Annotated in this window: 18 protein-coding genes; 7 read left to right on the top strand and 11 right to left on the bottom strand. The window is 64.1% G+C overall.

The annotated features are described in order from the left end of the window. The first annotated feature begins 175 nt into the window (after positions 1 to 175). The 3 genes from E2L06_RS09865 to E2L06_RS09855 are packed head-to-tail and all read left to right on the top strand — an operon-like array spanning position 176 to position 3,218. Positions 176 to 1,291 carry a Gfo/Idh/MocA family protein gene (locus E2L06_RS09865; RefSeq protein WP_138780983.1) on the top strand — a complete coding sequence of 372 codons (1,116 nt, stop codon included), beginning with the start codon at positions 176 to 178 and terminating at the stop codon, positions 1,289 to 1,291. Further along, complete coding sequence (locus tag E2L06_RS09860) at positions 1,288 to 2,226, top strand: DUF362 domain-containing protein (protein ID WP_138780981.1); 939 nt, start codon at positions 1,288 to 1,290, stop codon at positions 2,224 to 2,226. Before E2L06_RS09865 ends, E2L06_RS09860 begins: the two co-directional genes overlap by 4 nt. Further along, positions 2,223 to 3,218, top strand: a complete 996-nt coding sequence (locus E2L06_RS09855) for an NAD-dependent epimerase/dehydratase family protein (RefSeq protein ID WP_138780979.1) — start codon at positions 2,223 to 2,225, stop codon at positions 3,216 to 3,218. The genes E2L06_RS09860 and E2L06_RS09855 overlap by 4 nt, the downstream gene beginning before the upstream one ends. Before the next feature lie 33 nt (positions 3,219 to 3,251). Here the strand turns inward: E2L06_RS09855 and E2L06_RS09850 are convergent, their stop codons facing one another. Further along, positions 3,252 to 4,250 carry a glycosyltransferase gene (locus E2L06_RS09850; protein WP_138780977.1) on the bottom strand — a complete coding sequence of 333 codons (999 nt, stop codon included), beginning with the start codon at positions 4,248 to 4,250 and terminating at the stop codon, positions 3,252 to 3,254. Between the two features lie 227 nt (positions 4,251 to 4,477). Between E2L06_RS09850 and E2L06_RS09845 the strand changes: the two genes are divergently transcribed. Then, a complete protein-coding gene (locus tag E2L06_RS09845; protein WP_138780975.1) occupies positions 4,478 to 5,578 on the top strand; it encodes a DUF354 domain-containing protein in 1,101 nt (366 codons plus the stop codon). A gap of 119 nt (positions 5,579 to 5,697) precedes the next feature. Then, complete coding sequence (locus E2L06_RS09840; protein WP_138780973.1) at positions 5,698 to 5,922, top strand: hypothetical protein; 225 nt, start codon at positions 5,698 to 5,700, stop codon at positions 5,920 to 5,922. On the opposite strand, the gene E2L06_RS09835 is transcribed toward E2L06_RS09840, so the two are convergent. Genes E2L06_RS09835 through E2L06_RS09815 form a run of 5 tightly spaced genes read right to left on the bottom strand, consistent with a single transcriptional unit; the run spans position 5,907 to position 11,274 of the window. Beyond that, complete coding sequence (locus tag E2L06_RS09835) at positions 5,907 to 6,986, bottom strand: glycosyltransferase family 2 protein (protein ID WP_138780971.1); 1,080 nt, start codon at positions 6,984 to 6,986, stop codon at positions 5,907 to 5,909. The two genes, E2L06_RS09840 and E2L06_RS09835, sit on opposite strands and share 16 nt — an antisense overlap. Continuing rightward, a complete protein-coding gene (locus E2L06_RS09830) occupies positions 6,979 to 8,463 on the bottom strand; it encodes a nucleotide sugar dehydrogenase (protein WP_138780969.1) in 1,485 nt (494 codons plus the stop codon). Before E2L06_RS09830 ends, E2L06_RS09835 begins: the two co-directional genes overlap by 8 nt. After that, positions 8,463 to 9,488, bottom strand: coding sequence for a Gfo/Idh/MocA family protein (locus E2L06_RS09825; RefSeq protein WP_138780967.1), 1,026 nt, complete (start codon positions 9,486 to 9,488; stop codon positions 8,463 to 8,465). Before E2L06_RS09825 ends, E2L06_RS09830 begins: the two co-directional genes overlap by 1 nt. Then, complete coding sequence (locus tag E2L06_RS09820; RefSeq protein ID WP_138780965.1) at positions 9,485 to 10,687, bottom strand: DegT/DnrJ/EryC1/StrS aminotransferase family protein; 1,203 nt, start codon at positions 10,685 to 10,687, stop codon at positions 9,485 to 9,487. Before E2L06_RS09820 ends, E2L06_RS09825 begins: the two co-directional genes overlap by 4 nt. After that, complete coding sequence (locus tag E2L06_RS09815; protein WP_138780963.1) at positions 10,684 to 11,274, bottom strand: acyltransferase; 591 nt, start codon at positions 11,272 to 11,274, stop codon at positions 10,684 to 10,686. Before E2L06_RS09815 ends, E2L06_RS09820 begins: the two co-directional genes overlap by 4 nt. 468 nt (positions 11,275 to 11,742) lie before the next feature. Between E2L06_RS09815 and E2L06_RS09810 the strand changes: the two genes are divergently transcribed. Next, positions 11,743 to 12,279 carry a hypothetical protein gene (locus E2L06_RS09810; RefSeq protein ID WP_138780961.1) on the top strand — a complete coding sequence of 179 codons (537 nt, stop codon included), beginning with the start codon at positions 11,743 to 11,745 and terminating at the stop codon, positions 12,277 to 12,279. Between the two features lie 301 nt (positions 12,280 to 12,580). On the opposite strand, the gene E2L06_RS09805 is transcribed toward E2L06_RS09810, so the two are convergent. The 3 genes from E2L06_RS09805 to E2L06_RS09795 all read right to left on the bottom strand — a co-directional run bounded on the left by E2L06_RS09805 (position 12,581) and on the right by E2L06_RS09795 (position 14,633). Further along, entirely contained in the window at positions 12,581 to 13,561 is a 981-nt protein-coding gene (locus E2L06_RS09805; protein WP_138780959.1) for a DUF1616 domain-containing protein, read from the bottom strand. A 230-nt stretch (positions 13,562 to 13,791) separates the two neighbouring features. Beyond that, the gene (locus tag E2L06_RS09800) at positions 13,792 to 14,067 is read right to left on the bottom strand and encodes a PadR family transcriptional regulator (protein ID WP_138780957.1); all 276 of its coding nucleotides are present in this window, start codon (positions 14,065 to 14,067) and stop codon (positions 13,792 to 13,794) included. Between the two features lie 233 nt (positions 14,068 to 14,300). Then, a complete protein-coding gene (locus E2L06_RS09795) occupies positions 14,301 to 14,633 on the bottom strand; it encodes a helix-turn-helix domain-containing protein (RefSeq protein ID WP_138780955.1) in 333 nt (110 codons plus the stop codon). Positions 14,634 to 15,750: 1,117 nt separating this feature from the next. Here E2L06_RS09795 and E2L06_RS09790 point away from each other — a divergent pair. Continuing rightward, entirely contained in the window at positions 15,751 to 16,254 is a 504-nt protein-coding gene (locus E2L06_RS09790) for an ArsR family transcriptional regulator (protein WP_138780953.1), read from the top strand. Between the two features lie 162 nt (positions 16,255 to 16,416). Here E2L06_RS09790 and E2L06_RS09785 read toward each other — a convergent pair whose 3' ends face one another. Continuing rightward, positions 16,417 to 18,126: a hypothetical protein gene (locus E2L06_RS09785; RefSeq protein WP_138780951.1), complete on the bottom strand. Its 1,710-nt coding sequence runs from the start codon at positions 18,124 to 18,126 to the stop codon at positions 16,417 to 16,419. 153 nt (positions 18,127 to 18,279) lie between these two features. Next, positions 18,280 to 18,780 carry a hypothetical protein gene (locus E2L06_RS09780; RefSeq protein WP_138780949.1) on the bottom strand — a complete coding sequence of 167 codons (501 nt, stop codon included), beginning with the start codon at positions 18,778 to 18,780 and terminating at the stop codon, positions 18,280 to 18,282. Positions 18,781 to 18,794: the final 14 nt, after the last annotated feature.

The following is an 18,794-nucleotide window of genomic DNA, read 5'->3' as shown; positions in this document are numbered from 1 at the left end:
TTCGTCTTTCTCATACGGACTCCTGTCAGTGGGTGCTGGCGCACCCGCGATTGTCCTGCGGGTACCCCGGTCACTCGTGACAGCAGACCGTATCAGTGAATGAACGATCTACACGAGTGCCTCGAATAGATACGACGACGATAACAAAGCCCGCAGCGACCCCGTTTGCGAGCAGATGGCACCAGCATTTCTGAATCGATTGACGGACTCGAGCGCACTGTCGCTCGGGGTACTCGGCGTCGGGAACATCGGTCTGGTACACCTGAAGTCAGCAGCCGCGATGCCCGATGTCGAGGTCGTCGCGGCCGCCGACGCCGTTCCCGAGAACCGTGATCGCGCCGAGCGCGCCGGCGCTTTGCGTACGTACGATGATTACACGACGCTGTTGGACGCCGAGGACATCGACGCGGCAGTCGTCGCGCTCCCGCCGTTTCTCCACGCCGACGCCGTCGAGCAGGCCGCAGCGGCCGGCGTCGACGTCTTCGTCGAGAAGCCGCTAGCGCGCTCGACCGAGGAGGCCGACGAGATGCTCGCGACCGCCCGCGAGGCTAACATCGCCGTCGGCGTCGACCACACGCTGCGCTACCAGCCGGATATGGCCGGTGTCAAAACCGCCTACGATGAGGGCCGCGTCGGCCACGTTCCCTACGCCTCGATCACCCGGCTCAACGACGGCCCGCTCGGTCGGCCCCCAGCCGAGGGCGCACCGCCGTCGTGGCCGCTCGACCGGGAGGCGGCCGGCGGCGGTTCCTTACTCGAGCTTGGCGTCCACTGTTTCGACGTCTTGGAGTGGCTGTTCGGCGACCTCGAAGTGCGTGATGCGTCAATGGGGCGGACGCTCGAGGTCGACGTTGAAGACGCAGCGACCGTGCTCATGGACGCGCCGGAGACGGGAACGACGGTCACGCTCCACTGTGGCTCCTACCAGTGGGAACAGCTGCCGGAGGTCAACACTCGGCTGCGTCTCGAGGGCGTGACTGGCACGATCAGCAACCGGGACCACCTCCCCGAGAACTTCTATGCCGGCGCGGCCAAATCCGCTCTCTCGAACGTCGCCAGCCGGTTCACCCGCGACGAGCCGGACGTCTTCGGGCCGACGTTCTATCTGCAGGCCCACTACGACGCGCTTGCGGACTTCTGTGATGCGATCCGCAATGACGAGGAGCCCCCCGTCGACGGGGCCGACGGCCGGCGGACACTCGCACTCGCCGAACAGGCCTACGAACTGGCCGCACGGAAGGCCGACGACACCGACGGAGACGGGCTCGAGACGCCGGAGGTGACCCTATGAGCCCGGCGTCGGTCCGCGCGGCCGCCGTCGAGGCCGCCGACCGCCGCGGCGGCTGGGTGCCCGACATCGACGCCCGCCTGGCCTCCCTCGAGTCGCCCGTGCGAGACGTCCTCGGCCCCTCGCTCGGGACGCTCGCCGACGCCGACCGGATCACGCTCGTCCCCGACGCCCACTACCCGTTTCATCCTTCCACGGGGATGGTCACCGATCCGGCCGTGATCGGCGCGATGGTCGGTCTCCTCGAAGCCGAGACGGACGCCGAGATCGCCGTCGCCGGCGCGAGCGACGACACGATTGCCTTCGACCGGACCGCCGAGTATCTCGGCTATACGAGTCTGCTCGAGCGATTCGACGCCACGCTCGTCGATCTAGCCGCCGAATCCCGGATCGACGAGGGCTATACGGTCGACGGAACGCCCGTCATGCTCTCGCTTCCCGAGCGGCTCGTCGAGAGCGCCGTCGTCGTCGTGCCATCGCTGCGCCCGACCGCGGATGGACCGGTTGCCGGGGCGATGCGAACGCTCGCCGCCCTCGTCGACTCGGGCGTGGCTCCTGATCACGACCAGATCCCCGTCGCGGCGACGCGCCTCCTCGAGCCTGCGGTCGCCGTCGTCGATGGGACGACCGCCTACGGCGGCGAGCCGGTGGCGGCAGACGTCCTGTTTTCGGGTGCGCCATCGGCTGTCGACGCCGTCGCGAGTTCCCTGCTCGGCCGTTCGCTCGAGACCGACGATGCGCTGAAGACGATCCGCGAGGACGAGGGGCCAGTGTCCGTCGACGGCGGTGACATCGACTTCGATCGGCTTCGGGCCCGGCTACCGGACGGCGAACTCCCGCCGCCGGACGATCCACATCCGGCCGTCTCGACTGCCTACCGCGTCTACGCGGCGGTCGCCGGCGACGCCGTCCCGCCACAGCTCGAGGGTGGTCGATGACCGCGATAACTGACTCCCGGACTACGGCCGACACCCGGACTGCAGCAGTTACCGGCGCGACCGGCTTTCTCGGCTCGCGGCTCTGTGAGCGCCTGCTCGCCGAGGGCTGGGCGGTCCACGGACTCAGCCGGCCGACCTCGGAACGGGGTGGGCTCGAGGGAGTCGAGTGGCACGTCGGCGATCTTGCCGACGAGGAGACGCTGCGCTCGCTCGTCGACGGCACCGATGTCGTCTTTCATCTCGCGGGGATCGGCCTCTGGAGTGCCGGCCCCGAGACCGTCTGGGAAGTCAACCGCGATGGCACTGAACGGGTGCTCGCGGCCTGTCGCGACGGCGACGTTGAGCGGGTCGTCTTTACTAGCACCGCGGGGACGCGCCGGCCACAGGGAGGTGACGACTTTGCCGACGAGACGGACGTTGCCGAGCCGATCGGAGCCTATCAGGCCTCGAAGGCTGCAGCCGAGGAACTGGTCGACCGCCACGCACAGGAAGACGGCGATGCAGTCACCGTCCATCCGACGTCGATTTTCGGCCCAGGTGACGAAGAGTTCACCGCGCAGCTACTCGCGATGGGCGTCGAACCGACGATGCCGGCCCACCTCCCCGGCGGCCTGAGCATCGTCGGCGTCGCGGACATCGTCGACGGACTCCTGGCGGCCGCCGAACACGGTACCAGCGGCGAACACTACATCCTCGGCGGCGAGAACCTCACGTTCGAGCAGGCGGTCTCCCGGATCGCCGACGCGGCCGATGGCTCACCGGCGCGGATTCGCGTGCCCGCGACGGCCATCCGCGCTGCCGGCCCCGTCGCCGAACTCGTCGACGTCGTCGCCGATCGGCGCGTGTTCCCCTTCGACCGACAGATGGCCGACCTCGCGACCCAGCGGTTGTTCTATACCTCGAGAAAAGCACATGACGAGTTAGGATACGAGTATCAGCCACTCGAGGCCCATGTGCCCGATGCGATGGAGTGGTATCGAGCCGAACAGTAGCTGCCCGACGGCAGCCACTGGCGCTCGAGTGGCTTACTCGAATCGGAGGGCACGCTGTGCGTGCTGTCGCTGGTTCGCATCTCTGACCTTGGAGTCACTCGTCTGGGCAGTTACTTGCTCGTAGACCGCGAGCATCCGATCTGCCGTCTGGTCGATGCTTACCTCGCGGGCAGCCTCACGACCGTTCGAGCGCTCGTCGCGCTCTATGACGTCGATGAGCCCCCGAACTAACTCCTCGTCGCTCGAGGCCACGTGGGAGGGTTCGACGCCAGCGAGTCGTTCCTGGACGTCGCCGACGTCCGTGGCGACGACGGGGCAGTTGCAGGCCAGCGCTTCTTTCACTGAGTTGGGCGACCCTTCGCTGTGGGAAGTCAACAACAGCGCGTCGGCAGCGTTCATGTAGTCCGCAACGGCGTCGTGGGCGACGCCGTGGACGGTTCGGAGTCGGACGGGGCGCTCGAGGAGGTTGTCGACGACTGTCACGATACGCTCGGCTCGCGGGTGGTTTTTCACCTCGCGTGCCGGTGGGTACGGAAAGAGAACGTTGGCAGCGTCGGTGTCGTCGTCCCAGCCGACCCGTCGTTTGGCCTGTGCCTGTGGCTCTGGCGTGAATCGCTCGAGGTTGACGCCGTCGGGGATCACCCGACAGTCGACGCCGAGTGCCCCAGCCATCTCCTCGGACATGACGACGACCGCGTCGCAAAACTGCGCAGACGCCCGACTGACAGGGGCGACAGGACCGTGGACGTCCGAGCCCCACAATGAAAGGACCACGGGGAGCCGTCGCTGTGCAAGTGCCATCGGCCCCGTCAGCCCGTAGTGGGCGTGAATCAGATCGTAGTTGCCGGTTCTCGCCTCTCGGACCACCCGCGGGACGGTCCGGAGGTAATCTGTCGGGTTGCGGTCGACGTCGGCAGCGACCTCGCCGGCCACTGGAAGCGTCGAAAACGAGACGCCTCGCTCCTCGAGTGCGGCCTGCTGCTGGGTCATAAACGGCGCGTCCGCGTACGTGGTGAGGGTGAGGACGTCCATATCGATTGTCGGGCGAAACGGCCCGACTGCGTTTTGTTATCTAGGGTACAGCGACTCTGACGCGCCGGTCAATCCGCGAATACGCGCGGGTTCCGATCGGCGGCACAATCGGCGTCGACGGTTTTTCTCACTTACACCGATCCGTTGGATTCGCGGACGAGCGCGCTCGACCGGCCTCGCCTGTAGCGATCCGATTACAAAGAGCCGAGAACGGGTACTCGAGCGCAATGCGGATCCTCGTCTTGGCGAATACGCCAGCACATGTCCATCTGTATCGACACGCCGTCGACCGCCTCGAGCAAGCGGGTCACGACGTGCTCGTGCTCACCAGGGAGTACGCCTGTACGACCGACCTACTCGACTACTTCGACCTGCCCTACCGGGTGTACGGCGACCACCGGACGGAGGGGTACTCGACGCTCGGATTCGCCAGCGAGGTGGGCGGGCAGTTCCTGACGATCGGAGTCGAAGCGCTCCGGTTCGATCCTGACGTCGTCTTCGGGCGGGGCCCCTACGCGGCCTACGCCGGGACGCTTTCGCGGACACCAGTCGTGCTCGTCCTCGACGACGAGCCCGGTGACTTCAACCACACCGTCTCGCGGCCGTTCGCCGACTGTATCCTCTCGCCGGCCGTGACACGTCGCGATCTCGGCGACGCCCACTACACCTTCGACGGCTTCAAGGAGTGTGCCTATCTCCACCCCGATGTCTTCGAGCCGACGGCCGACGTCCGAACCTACCTCGATGTCGATCCGGACGAGCCCTACGTGCTCGTCCGGTTCAACGCCCTCGATGCGTTACACGACGCCGATCTCGAGGGGTTCCGTCCCGACCAGCGACGCGACCTGATCGAGCGGTTGAGCGATGCCGCGACGGTGTTCGTCTCCGACGAGGGCGACGATCTCGATCTCCGGGACCTGCCGGCACGGCCCTACGACCTCCACCCGGCGCTGATCCACGATGCGATGGCCGAAGCCGAGTTGTTGGTTGCGGATACCGGCACGATGGCCACCGAGGCCGCACTGCTTGGCACTCCGGCGTTTCGCTATCGCGGCACCGACGACCACGAGTACGGCGAATTTCAGGAACTCGAGCGGGCCGGCCTCGCCGAGCAGTTCGACAGCTACGAGGCGATTCGAGACCGCTCGCTCGAGGTGCTCGCCGATGACGACGTCGCCATTCGATGGGAGCGCCGCCGACAGGAGTACGTCGGCGACCTCGTGAACCTAACCGGCCTGCTTGTCGACGTGGCGGAATCCCGCGGAGCCGTTACGCGCCTCGACCGGTCGACGAAGCAAGCGCTCCGGCCTCGATCGCGGACGACGTGATACCGTTTCCGGACAGCGCTGCTGTCTCTCAGCTGAATATGTACTCGAATGGGACAGTGACGGATCTGTCACGAAAAGCTTATACCTATCTCCCGAAAACGGCCGATTAGTTCCGTTTTATGAGTCTCTCTGCACTGCTCAGTGACCTGTTTTCCGGCGATGAGACCGGGGCCGAGATGCCGACGGCCAACGCACGTGATGGTAACAGCGATGGCGACGGCGACGGTATCAGTTCGGTCACGGTCATCCGCGAGTGTCGCCACTGTGGGACGAACGTCTCGGCCGGCACCGCCCAGTGTCCGACCTGCGAGGGCGACGAGATCGTCACTTACTCCATCGAGTAAGTCGGCGCTCGAGCATCGTCGTCGCTCGTCTCCGCTGGCTCGTCACGGTCGTCATACGGGACCTCGAGGTCCTCGTTTGCCTCTGCGTCGAGCCGGATGGCGCTGCCAAGCGAGATGAGCCCGAGCAGGGTCGCGACGAACGAGGAGAGGCCACCCGTGAAGGCGTCGTCGCCGCGTATCGCCCGGACGGCCGACCCGGCCAGGCCGGCCAGCCCGCCGGCCAGCCCCAGGGACCCGACGGCGTAGTAGACGACGGCCGGGTTGAACGAGCGGACCACGTACTGGGTTTTGAGCCGCCAGTAGAAGCTCCGCAGCAACAGCAGGGAGACGAACCGGATGAACGACCCGTACGTGATGCTGCTGTCCTCGTCGCCGTAGATCGCCGACATGGGGACGTCCGTAACCTGACACCCCGCGACGTTTAAATGTGTCAGCAGATGATTGAGGAAGCCATATCGGTCGGTGATCTCCTTGAGGTCAAGCCGTTCGATCGCTTCGCTCGAGATAGCGGTGTAGCCGTTCTGTGGGTCGCCAAGCGACCAGTAGCCCGTAGCGAACTTCGAGAGGCCGGTGAGCATGGCGTTCCCGACGAATCGGAACGTCGACATTCCGTCGCGGTCGTCGGCGTGCAGGAGCCGATTCCCCTTCGCGTAGTCGGCTTCGCCGGTGACGACCGGATCGATGATCCGGTCGAGGATGGCTGGGTCCATCTGTCCGTCGCCGTTCATGACTGCGACGACGTCGATGTCGTCCGCGACCGCACGGCGATAGCCGGTTTTGACTGCCCCGCCGTAGCCGCGGTTTTCCGCATGGCGGATCGGCACCACGCGCCGGTCGTCGCCGCCATCGGCTGCCGTGAGCGCGCGGTCGGTTGTCTCGCCATCCGCGTTTTCGTTGACCCGCGTTGCGACCCGTTGGATCACCCGCCAGCTATCGTCAGGGGATGCGTCGTCGACGGCGTAGATCCGATCGACGAAGTCGGGGATCGTCTCGATGACCCGGCCGACGAACGCCGCCTCGTCGTACGCTGTGACCACGACCGCGATCCGTTTTCCCTTATACATCGTTCCCTCCGTCAGTTGTCGCGCTCCTCGGCCCGGACCCGTCTCGGTTAGTGCTGTCGCGGTCACGCGAGCCACGCGGCGGCCGGCCGTCGCTCGAGCCGGCGAGGTCGTACTCTCGGTGTGGCGTCCCCGAGAGGTCGACCGCGTCCCGGCCGTCGACGACGACCATCGGCTCGAGGGCGGCCCAGTCGATCCGCTCGAACGCCGCGTGGGGTGTGACGAGGACGGCAGCGTCGAACGCCTCTTCGGGCAGCTCGTCGATCGCCACCGATCGCGCGCCGTAGTCGGCCGGATCGACGAGCGGGTCGACGCCGGCGACCTCGGCCCCGCGCTCGGACAGCGCGTTGATGACGCCAAGCGCCGGGGAAGCGCGCGTTTCCTCGACGCCCGGGCGGTACGTAACGCCGAGGACGACGACCGACGCGTCCGCCAGGTCGGTGCCGGTTTCTGCGAGCTCTCGCTCGAGCCGATCGACGACGACTGCGGGCATCTCGTCGTTGACCCGACGAGCCGTCTCGGTGACGGTCATCGGCTCGCCGGTCCGGCCGAGCAGGAAGTGTGGATAGTACGGAATGCAGTGGCCGCCGACGCCGGGGCCGGGATCGTGGAGCTGGCACATCGGCAGGTCGTTGGCCGTGTCGATCGCCTCGCGGACCGATATCTCGAGTTCGTCTGCGAGCCGACCCAGTTCGTTGGCCAGCCCGATATTCACGTCTCGATAGACTCCTTCGAACACCTTGACGGCCTCCGCTGTCGTCGCGTCCGAGACCGGATGCACCTCGTTGTCCGAGAGTTCGTCGTAGACGACCGTAGCCGCCCGCGTACTCTCCGGATCGATACCACCGACGACCTTGGGGTACTGGCCGCGGATGTCACGCAAGGCGGTGCCCGAGGACGTTCGCTCGGGGCAAAAGGCGAGCCCGAACTCATCGGGTGCAAGACCGCTCTCGCTTGCGAGATGGGGTTGTAGCACGTCACAGCAGGTTCCCGGCGGCAGGGTCGACTCGGCGATCACCAGATCACCGGGTGCGAGCCCGGCTGCGATGTCGTCGACGACCGACTCGACCGTCGTGAGATCTGGCTCGTTCTCCTCGTCCAACAGCGTCGGGACGATGATGACGTGAATCCGGGCCGCCGCGGCTGCCGCCGGTCCGTCGGTCGTGGCCGCGAGCCGCCCCGAACCGACCTGCTCGGCGACGAGTTCCGCGAGCCCGGGCTCGCCGACGACGTGACTCTCCCCGTCGGTGATCGTCTCGACGACGGCGGGGTCGACGTCGACGCCGGTCACGTTTCCCGTCGTCTCGGCGTAGACCGCCGCCAGCGGCAGCCCCATCTTGCCGAGTCCGTAGACGGCGACCGGAACCTCGCCACTGGTCAGGCGCTCGCGCTGTCGGTCGGTCGACAGCCTCGAGCCGTAGAGCCCGCCAGTCGTCTGGGAGCCAGCGCCAGCGCTCGTATCGGCTGAACGCTCTGCCATCAGATTTCCACCCCCTGTTCCCGTGCCTGCTCGCCGTCCGCACCGTCGCTCGGCCCCGTCGCGAGCCGATCGATCAGCTGGACGGTTTTGAGCGCCTCGATACCGTCCTCTGCCGTCACCTCGGGGTCGGAGCTGGTTCTGACGGCCTCGACGAACGACTCGAGTTCGTTTCGGAGCGGCTCACCGGTGTCGACGCGGGGTCGTTCGACGACGCTTTCGTGGCGGTATCGGGACTGGCCGTCGTCCGCGAGGTATTCGGGATAGGAATCCCGGTGGATCAACACCGACTGCTCGAGGTAGTCGACCTCGACGAGACACTCGCGGGCGGTCACGGTGAGCCGGCGCACTTTCTTCTGGGTGACGCGACTCGCCGTCACGGTCGCGACGACGTCGTCGTACTCGATCGTCGCGGTGGCGTACTGGCCGTCGTCGGTGCCCATCGCGGCGACTGAGTGAGGTCGCTCGTCGAGGATCGCGCCGACGACGTCGACGTCGTGGACCATCAGGTCGTAGATGACGTTGCCCGGTGCCACACGATCGATCGGTGGCCCGAGCCGCTCGGCCGCGACGCTGATCACGTCGAGGTCGTCGATCAACTCCGCGACCGTCTGTACGGCCGGGTTGAATCGCTCGATATGGCCGACCTGCAAGACGAGGCCGGCGTCGTGTGCCTGTTCGGCCAGCTTTCGACCCTGTTGGACGGTTTCGGCGATCGGTTTTTCCACGAGGACGTGGACGCCGGCCTCGAGACAGGTCGAGACCGTCTCGTAGTGGGCGTGGGTCGGGACGGCCACCGTCACGACGTCACAGCGTTCGCACAGCGTTTCGAGCGAGATCGCCTCGGTGTCGTACTCGGCGGCGACGCGGTCGGCGACCTCGTCGTCGTGGTCGGTGACGCCGGCGAGATCGACGCGGGGCAGTTCGCCGTAGACCCGCGCGTGGTTTTCGCCCATCGAGCCGACGCCGACGACGCCGGCTCGGAGCTGTTCGTCGGTCGTCGCGTCGGCTGCTCGCTCCGTGTTCATTGGGTAGTGAAGTGATCGCGCACTGCTTCGACGACGGTTCGTCTGTCAGCGGCCGAGAGCTCCTGGTGGACGGGCAGCGACAGTACCTCGTCAGCTGCCTGTTCCGCCGCCACGAGCCGTGCTGCAGCTGTGCTGACCGTCTCGTAGGCCGCCTGGCGGTGGATCGGCGTCTCGTAGTAGATTCCGGTGCCGACGTCTCGTTCCTCGAGCGTCGCCGCGAGCGCGTCCCGGTCGTCCGTCCGCACCGTATACTGGTGATAGACGTGTCGCCGATCGGTCGGCACCGTCGGCGTCTCCAGTGGCAGGTCGGCGAGTTGCTCGTCGTAGAACGCGGCGTTCTCGCGGCGTGCGCGGTTGAATCTGGGCAGTCGCTCGAGTTGGACGCGGCCGATCGCCGCAGCCATGCTGGTCATCCGGAAGTTGTGCCCGAGGGCAACGTGATCGTAGCTTCCGGTGCCGCTGACGTCCCGGCCGTGATTGACGAAACTCGCGGCGCGATCGGCGACATCGTCCCGGTCGGTGACGACCATCCCGCCCTCGCCGGTGGTCATGTTCTTGGTCGGGTAAAACGAGAAACAGGCCGCGTCGCCGCAGGTCCCGACGCGGTCGCCGTCGACTTTCGCCCCGTGGGCCTGACAGGCGTCCTCGACGACGAACAGGTCGTGCTCGTCGGCGATCGCACACAGGGCGGGCATGTCGGCGGGCAACCCGTAGAGATGGACAGGTAAGAGCCCGACGACGTCGTCTCGGTTCTCGAGTATCCGTCGGACGTCGGCTGGATCGAGCGTGTACGTCTCGGGATCGATGTCTGCGAAGACGGGCGTGCCGCCGGCCAGCCGAATCGCGTTCGCGCTCGCGACGAACGAAAACGGTGACGTGATCACTGCGTCGCCATCGTCGAGCCCGACCGCCTCGAGTGCGGCATGTAACGCGGTCGTTCCGTTTGACGTCGCGACACCCTCGTTGGCTCCGCAGTAGGCCGCGAATTCCTCCTCGAAGGCCCTGACTTCCGGCCCGTCGGCGAGTCGACCGTCTTCGAGGATGGCCGCGACGCGCTCGCGGGCGTCGGCGCTGAGTTCGGGGTCGGCGATCGGGACTGGCGTCGCGTTGCCGCCGGGATCGCCGTCGGAACCCGATTCAGCACTCGTGCCGGCGTCGATACCACCGTCGGTCTCGGGGGCCGTATCGGGGTCCGTCATGCGAGCTGGTTTGCCCCATCGAGGGGGTCTGGAAGTGGTTGAACCGTCGCCGGTGTGCCGACGGCTAACGTGTCAGGCGGGACATCGTCGGTGACGACTGCACCGGCCGCGATGAACGCGTTCTCGCCGATCGTCACGCCCGGGAGCAGCGTCGCGTTTGCGCCGATCGACGCGCCGTCCTCGATCGTCGGCCCCTCGAGGCCGTTATCGGTCCGGATGGGATACTCATCGTTCGTTAACACCGCCCCTGGGCCGACGAAGACGTTGTTTCCGATCGTCGTCTGGGTCGGGACGTAGACGTTCGTCTGGAGGCTGACGTGCGAGCCGATCTCGGTCTGGCCGTCGATGACCGTCTTGGTTCCGACGAGCACGTCGTCGCCGATCGTCGTCCCTTCACGAACCAGCACGTCGTGTCCGGTCGCGAAGCCGTCGCCAATCGTCACGTCGCCGTAGACGATCGAGCCGGCTCTGATCGTCGCACCGTCACCGATTCGAGCCGGCTCGTCGAACTCGCCGTAGCCGACCGTCGCATCGTCGTCGATCGTACAGCCGTCACCGTAGCTCGCCTCTCGTACCGTCTCGCTCATGGGTGGCCACCTCTATCGCCGTCGCGGCTCCCCCAGCGGTCGCCCGAGCGCCCGTGACGGATAGTCGAGGGGGGCGTTTGAGCCGCTCCGTGGCGTCGTGAGTGATCGTGTATTCGTTGCATAGTCAATCGACACCCGCGTGGGTGATCGTGCTGAAACAGCCGGTAACGAGGCTTTGTTATCCCCGGCTTGCAGGGCGTGTAGTCACGAACTACAGCGTCATCGAGTCGTATCCCCGTACAAACGGCGTGCACCGGCCGTTCGCGGCTCCGAACGAACAGATGGGATCAGTTCCCATCCAGAAACATCGGATTGAGCGTCTGTCACGGCCGCTAACTGGTATAAAACCCTTTCGCGCGGGTAGTCGAGTGATAGTAAAGTGTCACAGACTGGCACTCAGTGACGTGAGGTATCCGAGCACATCCGTCCACCGGAATCGCCACCGGAGACGACGTGACGAGGGAAGCTATGTCTGAAACCGAACTCACTCAGGCCAAGTTGTTCGACGTCTTTAGCAACGCGCGACGACGACGAACGGTCCAGTTCCTCAACCAACAGGGCGGGTCCTGCGATCTCGCGCCGCTCGTCGAGCACGTCGCCGCCTGGGAGAACGACACCGATCCAGACGACGTGACCCGAACCCAGCGTCGACGGGTCTACATCTCGCTGTACCAGACCCACCTGCCGATGCTCGAGGACCACGGCATCGTCGACTGGGACCCGGAGGGTCACGAGATCGAGTTGCTCCCGAACGCAGAACGGTTCGAACCCTACCTCGGCCGAGCCCTCGAGAGCCAGCACGCGTGGCACCGCTTCTACGCAACCGCCATCGCTCTCGGCGTCGTTGCGTTTGGCCTCTCGTGGCTTTCGGTCGGGCCGTTGACGAGTGGACTCGCACCCATCGTCGCGCTGGCACTCTGTGTCGTGGTCTTCAGCCTCTCGGTGGCACAGCACGTTTCACGTCGCCCCGACGTGGACCTTCTACGTGGCTTCGCGAGCCGGTAGCCCGTGGCCCGTGTTCGGGACAGTGCCGTCGGGTACCCTTAGATAACCACCCTCCTTCTCGTTACGTAGCACCTGCTCATACGGTCTGCTGTAAGCCATTTCCGGTGGGACCGCAGTGCGGGTCGCGGTTGCACCAGTACGTTGTTACAGCAGCCCCTCTCAGAGACTGCTAGTTGCCTCATCGTCAGCAGAAGCCACGGCTCGAGAAGACGCCATCCCGGTCACGGACCACTGCGGCGAGCCGACCACAGAACGCGGTCACTGCCGCGTTCCGCGCTCGTCTGCGAGCAGCGGACGGTCGTCACCCGTCAGTTACAGTCACCCAGAAGTGGGTTTCCGCTGCTGCGTTTTCGTTCGTCGGGGTGGCCGGCGGCTCGTCGTGATAGAGCAAGACGCTGATTCGCACCGTTTCGTCTGCTCCCGCCGTCGGTGTCACCGACCGCTCACCGCGTGCGGTCGCACCGTCCGCGACGGTCGTGTTGAACCGCTGTAGCTCGGTTCGCTCGACGACGTCGCCGTCCTCGAGGGTCTGTTGCTGAACGACGACCGTGTAGGCCTGCTCGTGTCGTTCGTGATTTTCGATCTCGATGGTCACGGGAATCGATGTCCCTGGAGAGACCTCGTTCGGGAGGTCGCCCGTGACCAGCTCGCCGTCTTCGTCTTCGCTGTACAGTGCGAGTTCCGAGTAGCCACCCGCCGCGACGGGGAACAACGCCCCGACGAGCAACGCGCCGACTGCCGCGCCGATCGCGAGCACGAGCACCACTGAGGATGTCGTGATACCCGTCCTGCGGAGCCGCCCGAGACGCGTGATCGGAGCGACGGTAAAGCGCTCTGCATCCGGAGTTCGAACGCGCCGGATAACTGCCAACTGTGCGAACACGACAGTCACGAGTGCAAGCGCTGCGGCGATCGGCTGTACGGCCAACCCCCAGTCGGTGACCGGCAACACGAGCACGATTACTGGGATGATCGCAAGCGACATGACGAACGCGAGCCCCATGCGTTCGATGGTGTCGATGCCGCGGGGACGGGCCTCCGCCGTCGTCGCTGCAGCGCTGTTCGCGCTCCGCTTGTCGGCCGGAAACAGGACCGACACGAGCGCATACCCCGGGAAAAATAGGACGAGCGGTACCGTCGCGAACAGGCGCAGCTCGTTTCCGGCACCCAATCGCGTCACCAGCAGATACCCCGCGGCAGCAGCGACTGAGGCGGCTGCGAGATCGAACGGGTAGCTGCGAACGAACCTGACCGGGAGCCAGGTACTCGCTCGGTGACTCATCGACGATCCACCGGCCGTCGTCGGTTGGCAGTCGAATGCGGTCTCTGCACGGAGAAGACGGGTGGCATGCTCGTTGGACGGTGCAGCCGTCCGTGCTTTGTTATGGCTGTGTTACTGATACGGACCGTGTGATCAGTGTCGCCAGCACCGTGCTGGTGTCCTGTCCGTTGCTGTTGCTGCGTTACTCACGCGCCCGTGGCCGTCACAACCCAACGAGCGTCGAGGACGGTCTAGAAGTCGACGTACTGTTTTTCCCACTCTCGACGGGCCTCGATCTGCTCTCGACCGGCATCGGTGATCGCGTAGTAGTTCGTTCGTCTGTCGAGCTGTCCTTTCTCGACCAGCTCTTTGTTGACGAGCGTGTCGAGATTGGGATACAACCGCCCGTGGTTGATCTCCGAGCTATAGTATTTCTCGACCTCGTCCTTGACGGTCTGCCCTGACGGACGGTCAGCACCTGCGATCACGTACAGCAGGTCGCGCTGGAAGCCGGTCAGATCGTGCATTGTTCAATCACACTGACCGTTCCACTAAGTGGATATTTGTTATCCGTATCATACAGTGACCCTTCCGTCCGTTTACACTGTGTTACTCGAGCGAAACTACAAGTTCTCGTGACAGTCACTCGATCGTCAGCGGGGCCGTTGTAACGGCGCTCGAAGGGGGCATCGTCCGGGCACCGCTGCTGGTGGAGGCAGCGAACGAATAGCCATCACGTCTCTGATACGCTCGTCGGCTGTCACCCCTCACTCTCTGCGACCGCGACGTTGATGCCGTCCGCGTCGATCCGGATGTGGAGAACGTCGACGGTCGACTCGTAGGCGGTCGTATGCGAGCCGTCGTCTTCGAATCGCACGCATTCTTCGATGAGATTACTCTCGAGGAGGTTGTTGATTCGTCGGTACACCGTTGCCGACGAGCTATCCGTTCGGTCGGTCAGTTCCTTTGCCGTCTTTGGCCCCTCGCTCGTCGCGATGAGGATCGTCCGGGCACAGTCGTCCCCGAGGACGTCGAGTTGGGCCGCTGGATCGGCGGTCGATTCCGATCGAGTGTTACTCGCTTGTGTTGACATAGTTGTGATCACCCGTCTACGACGGGGTGTGTCTGTTCGCTCTGTTCGCTCCGTGAGAGGTGTCGATTCGAGAGGGCCGAGATACTGCCGGCCGTCACCGGCCGTGAGCGCCGTCGAGACCATCTGGCGAACCCACCGTACGGACAGCCCACAGTATCACTGGACCACCACTGCCGGGGATACCACGATTACATTCCGACACGAGGATCGGTAAGCGATAGTGGTATTTTATAACGATGTACCTTACAAACTGCCGCCACGTCGTTACATGACGTAAGATCGTATTTCGATCCGGAAACATCATCTTTCGACACGGTTTCGGTGTCGTCAACGAGCGGTTTGATCGCCGAATGCACACCAACACGGCTGAATCCGGCTTGAGGTCGGACGATGTGGACACGCTGATGATCGGATTACAACGCTGCTTCGAGCCGATATCGGCCAGCAAGCGGTTGTTTCCCGGTTCTCACACCCACATCCGGAGTGAACAGTCAACGTCCTTTATTCGCATTTGCTCCTCTCGGTACGATGATGCCCGGACGGGTATCGCGCTGGTTCGGCGGTCTCGTCGCCGGATTGAAATCGAACACAACCGATTCCGCCGGCGGCGAGACCATCGATACGCGTCCGAGTACACCCCCAGACCCATGACCCCCAAACAACACGACTGGAAGCCCATGGAATCGTCGACAGCCGGCGCTCGATGCCGAAACTGTGGGACACATGTCACACAGCAGTTCGCTCGCGTCTTCGGTGATAACGGTGACATCGTCCATGGCTGCCCGTCATGTACGACGTATCGGGAGATGCAATCCGGCGGTCATCTGCCCGGCGAATAAGTGCGAGACCGTCCGCCTGTTTTCCAGCGGCTTCGCTCCCCAAGAGCACCACCGCTCCGTCTCTCGAGTCCGCATCCTCGATCAGTGGCGGGCGTGGCGGACTGACTGCCCGTCTGTACTGTTCTTCTACCACTGCTCCCGTGTGCCTTGGTCACGTGGGAACTGTCGGCACCCACCGTAACCTGCAAAAGTTAAAGTTAGTGGTCAGTGAAGTGGGGGATACATGGTCATTGGTGGTGGACGGCCCCTCGAGAACCCGCGCGTCTTCTCTCTCATCGATGTCAGTTCAAACGAACAGAACTGAGCCACTCGAGGAGAGTGAGGTCTTTCACATCCTCGGCAACGATAGACGGCGAGCTATCGTCCAGCTCCTCGCAGCGGCGGACGGGCAGATCGATGTCTCCGACGTCGCGACCGAGATCGCTGCGACCGAGTCGGATACGACGCCCGTTCCGAACAACCTCTACAAGAGCGTCTACGTCTCCCTCCAGCAGACACATCTCCCACAGCTCGAGGAAGACGCCGTGATCGAGTACGACTCCGACGCGAAGACGATCCGCCCCGGCAGCCACTTCGACGACGTCCTCCAGTACGTCGATGGACACGCGGACGACTACTCCCGCGTCTTGCAACTCCATCTCGGGCTCTGTACTCTCGGGCTCACGATCATCGCACTGGCTGGCCTCGAACTCCCGCTGTTCTCGAGCATCGATCCGGTGCTCTCGAGCGTCATGATGTTCCTCGCCGTCGCCGCGAGCAGCCTGTATCAGGTACTCGGCTGAGACGGCCACAGCAAGTCACTGGCGTCTCGTTTACGCGTCGATCGAATCAAACCGTCCAGTCAGCCGCTTACGTCGCCAAGAGAAAAGACGCGCGTCCGGTAGCGCGGCGGCAGTTACGTGACGAACCGGTCCAGGAACCTGGATCGGTCACACGTCACGTGGCTATTCATCGAAACCGTCGTCGGTTTCGTTGATGCCAGTGTCGGTCTCGTTGGTCTCGTCGATCTCGTCGTCGTCACCAACGTCTTCAGCTTCGGTCAGCTCGATCATCGCGACTTCGCCGGCTTCGTCACCCAGCACCATGTGGATGTACTCACCGGGTTCGAGATCAGTGGTGTCGACCTCGAACTCGACGGTTTCGCTTTCGTCACTCTCGAGAGTTACGTTCTGCTCGGCGACGAGGTCGCCCTCGAGACGGAACTGGATCGCCTCGGTCCGTTCCTCATCGGTGGGGTTCGAGACGTTCGCCGTCACGGTGATGTTCTCACCGATCGTGGCGCTGTCCGGTGCCTCGAGGTCGCTGATGTTGAACGCAGTCGCGCCGAGGTCTTCCTCTTCCTCGGAGACATTATCCTCTTCGTCATCGAGGACTGGTTCTTCGTCGGTGACGTTATCCTCTTCGTCATCGAGGACTGGCTCTTCGTCGGTGACGTTATCCTCTTCATCATCGAGGATCGGCTCTTCGTCGGTGACGTTATCCTCTTCATCATCGAGGACCGGCTCTTCGTCGGTGACGTTATCTTCTTCATCATCGAGGACTGGCTCTTCGTCAGTGACGTTATCCTCTTCATCATCGAGGATCGGCTCTTCGTCGGTGACGTTATCCTCTTCATCATCGAGGACCGGCTCTTCGTCGGTGACGTTATCTTCTTCATCATCGAGGACCGGCTCTTCGTCGGTGACGTTGTCGAGTTGGTCCGCGATCTGATCGGCGTCGACGTCCTCACCGACGACGAGGACGTACACCGTGACGTTCTCGACGTTCAGGTTCTCGATCGTCGGGTTTTCAACTGCGATGATGACCGGCTGTCCGTCACCAGCAGCCGGCAGTTCATCAATCGGCATCTCGTCAACGACCGGCTCTTCTTCGGTGACGTTGTCTTCTTCCTCGTCGTCAACGACCGGCTCTTCTTCGGTGACGTTGTCTTCTTCCTCGTCGTCAACGACCGGCTCTTCTTCGGTGACGTTGTCTTCTTCCTCGTCGTCAACGACCGGCTCTTCTTCGGTGACGTTGTCGTCAACCGGTTCCTCCTCGACGGATTGTTCCACATCGGCGGCCCCATCTTCCACGGTGACCACCGCATCGTCGGTCACCGGTTCGTCGGTAGCCGTAAGGAACGGTCCGTCTTCTTGACCGTCAGTCTCGACGAAGTCATACGTCTGGTTGTCGTTCGTGTCGCGATGTGGCATCGCGATCAGCGTCTCGTCTTCCTCGAGGGGCTCGTCGAGTGTCACCGTGACGTTCTCATGCGTGCCCGCCTCGAGGTACTCGGAGGTACCGATGACGCTGTCGACGACGTTGCCAACGAGGAGGCTACTGTCGTGGATCGTCACGAAGCCGGGACTCGCCAGCGAGACGTTCTCGACGACGACCGTTTCTCCGTCGGTCGTCTGATCGTTGAACGTCACGTACGCTGGCTGCTGGGCGGACTCGTTGTCCGCAGCATCGGTTTCGTTGTCGACCTGTTCAGTAGCGACTGTCTCGTTTGCTGTTTCGTTTGCCGTTTCGTTTGCCGAGTCGTACTCGTCGGCACTGACCTCGCTGCCCTGATCGATGGCGTCGCCGGATGTCGCGGCTGTGACCATCGCCCCGCTCGAGCAGACAAGCATCAGTGCCGTCAGTACGACGAGCAACTGATTGCGTGCGTTCATGGTTGCCGTAAAGGCGTCTTCCCCGTCGTTCGTACAGCGGATAAACCGGCAGAACCATTACGCTGAGAAATCGGATACTACGGCTCAGCGGGCGTGTCCGCAGTGGCAGCTTCGCCCACGGAAACCAACGATTGTTGATAGGAACGGTCGCTGCTAGTCTTTGTGGGTTTGTTCGGACGATTTCGACGCCGTCGGCTCGTGACCCGGCAGACAAACCAGATTTTCCCGTCCGAGTCGCAGTTTCGTGACCTGCTCATCCTCCTCGAGATCGGCGAGCAATCGGCTGACCTTCGCTTTCGACCAGTCGACGGAGTCGACGATGTTCGACTGTTTCATCCGGCCGCCGTTTTCCTCCAAGAGTCGACAAACGCGCTCTCGATCGGTCAGAAACTCCTCATGGTCTGTCTCAGAATCGGGTGTGAGCGCGGCTGCAGTCCCGTACCGGTTTCGAGCGACGAGTCCGCCTCCGAGAAGGGCAAGCGCAAATATGCCGATGAGCGCGGCGAGGTGGGCACCGCCATCCAACTGGAGCGGTCGGGCTGACCACGACGCGAACCCGACTCGAGAGCCGGTGCCTGCCACAGCAACGACCGCTCCGCTGGTCGATGGCACGAACACTGCGATGGACGTGGAAAGCCGTTGATAGATGCTCATGGCTGTGGCAAGTC

Origin of the sequence: Haloterrigena sp. H1, from assembly GCF_005938085.1 — an archaeon.
Classification (GTDB): domain Archaea; phylum Halobacteriota; class Halobacteria; order Halobacteriales; family Natrialbaceae; genus Natrinema.
This window is presented reverse-complemented; position numbering and strand designations above follow the sequence as displayed.

Bases quoted from the DNA above. Each gene is read 5' to 3' on its own strand.
- E2L06_RS09865 (WP_138780983.1), top strand. From the start codon at position 176: ATGGCACCAGCATTTCTGAATCGATTGACGGACTCGAGCGCACTGTCG.
- E2L06_RS09860 (WP_138780981.1), top strand. From the start codon at position 1,288: ATGAGCCCGGCGTCGGTCCGCGCGGCCGCCGTCGAGGCCGCCGACCGC.
- E2L06_RS09855 (WP_138780979.1), top strand. From the start codon at position 2,223: ATGACCGCGATAACTGACTCCCGGACTACGGCCGACACCCGGACTGCA.
- E2L06_RS09850 (WP_138780977.1), bottom strand. From the start codon at position 4,250: ATGGACGTCCTCACCCTCACCACGTACGCGGACGCGCCGTTTATGACC.
- E2L06_RS09845 (WP_138780975.1), top strand. From the start codon at position 4,478: ATGCGGATCCTCGTCTTGGCGAATACGCCAGCACATGTCCATCTGTAT.
- E2L06_RS09840 (WP_138780973.1), top strand. From the start codon at position 5,698: ATGAGTCTCTCTGCACTGCTCAGTGACCTGTTTTCCGGCGATGAGACC.
- E2L06_RS09835 (WP_138780971.1), bottom strand. From the start codon at position 6,986: ATGTATAAGGGAAAACGGATCGCGGTCGTGGTCACAGCGTACGACGAG.
- E2L06_RS09830 (WP_138780969.1), bottom strand. From the start codon at position 8,463: ATGGCAGAGCGTTCAGCCGATACGAGCGCTGGCGCTGGCTCCCAGACG.
- E2L06_RS09825 (WP_138780967.1), bottom strand. From the start codon at position 9,488: ATGAACACGGAGCGAGCAGCCGACGCGACGACCGACGAACAGCTCCGA.
- E2L06_RS09820 (WP_138780965.1), bottom strand. From the start codon at position 10,687: ATGACGGACCCCGATACGGCCCCCGAGACCGACGGTGGTATCGACGCC.
- E2L06_RS09815 (WP_138780963.1), bottom strand. From the start codon at position 11,274: ATGAGCGAGACGGTACGAGAGGCGAGCTACGGTGACGGCTGTACGATC.
- E2L06_RS09810 (WP_138780961.1), top strand. From the start codon at position 11,743: ATGTCTGAAACCGAACTCACTCAGGCCAAGTTGTTCGACGTCTTTAGC.
- E2L06_RS09805 (WP_138780959.1), bottom strand. From the start codon at position 13,561: ATGAGTCACCGAGCGAGTACCTGGCTCCCGGTCAGGTTCGTTCGCAGC.
- E2L06_RS09800 (WP_138780957.1), bottom strand. From the start codon at position 14,067: ATGCACGATCTGACCGGCTTCCAGCGCGACCTGCTGTACGTGATCGCA.
- E2L06_RS09795 (WP_138780955.1), bottom strand. From the start codon at position 14,633: ATGTCAACACAAGCGAGTAACACTCGATCGGAATCGACCGCCGATCCA.
- E2L06_RS09790 (WP_138780953.1), top strand. From the start codon at position 15,751: ATGTCAGTTCAAACGAACAGAACTGAGCCACTCGAGGAGAGTGAGGTC.
- E2L06_RS09785 (WP_138780951.1), bottom strand. From the start codon at position 18,126: ATGAACGCACGCAATCAGTTGCTCGTCGTACTGACGGCACTGATGCTT.
- E2L06_RS09780 (WP_138780949.1), bottom strand. From the start codon at position 18,780: ATGAGCATCTATCAACGGCTTTCCACGTCCATCGCAGTGTTCGTGCCA.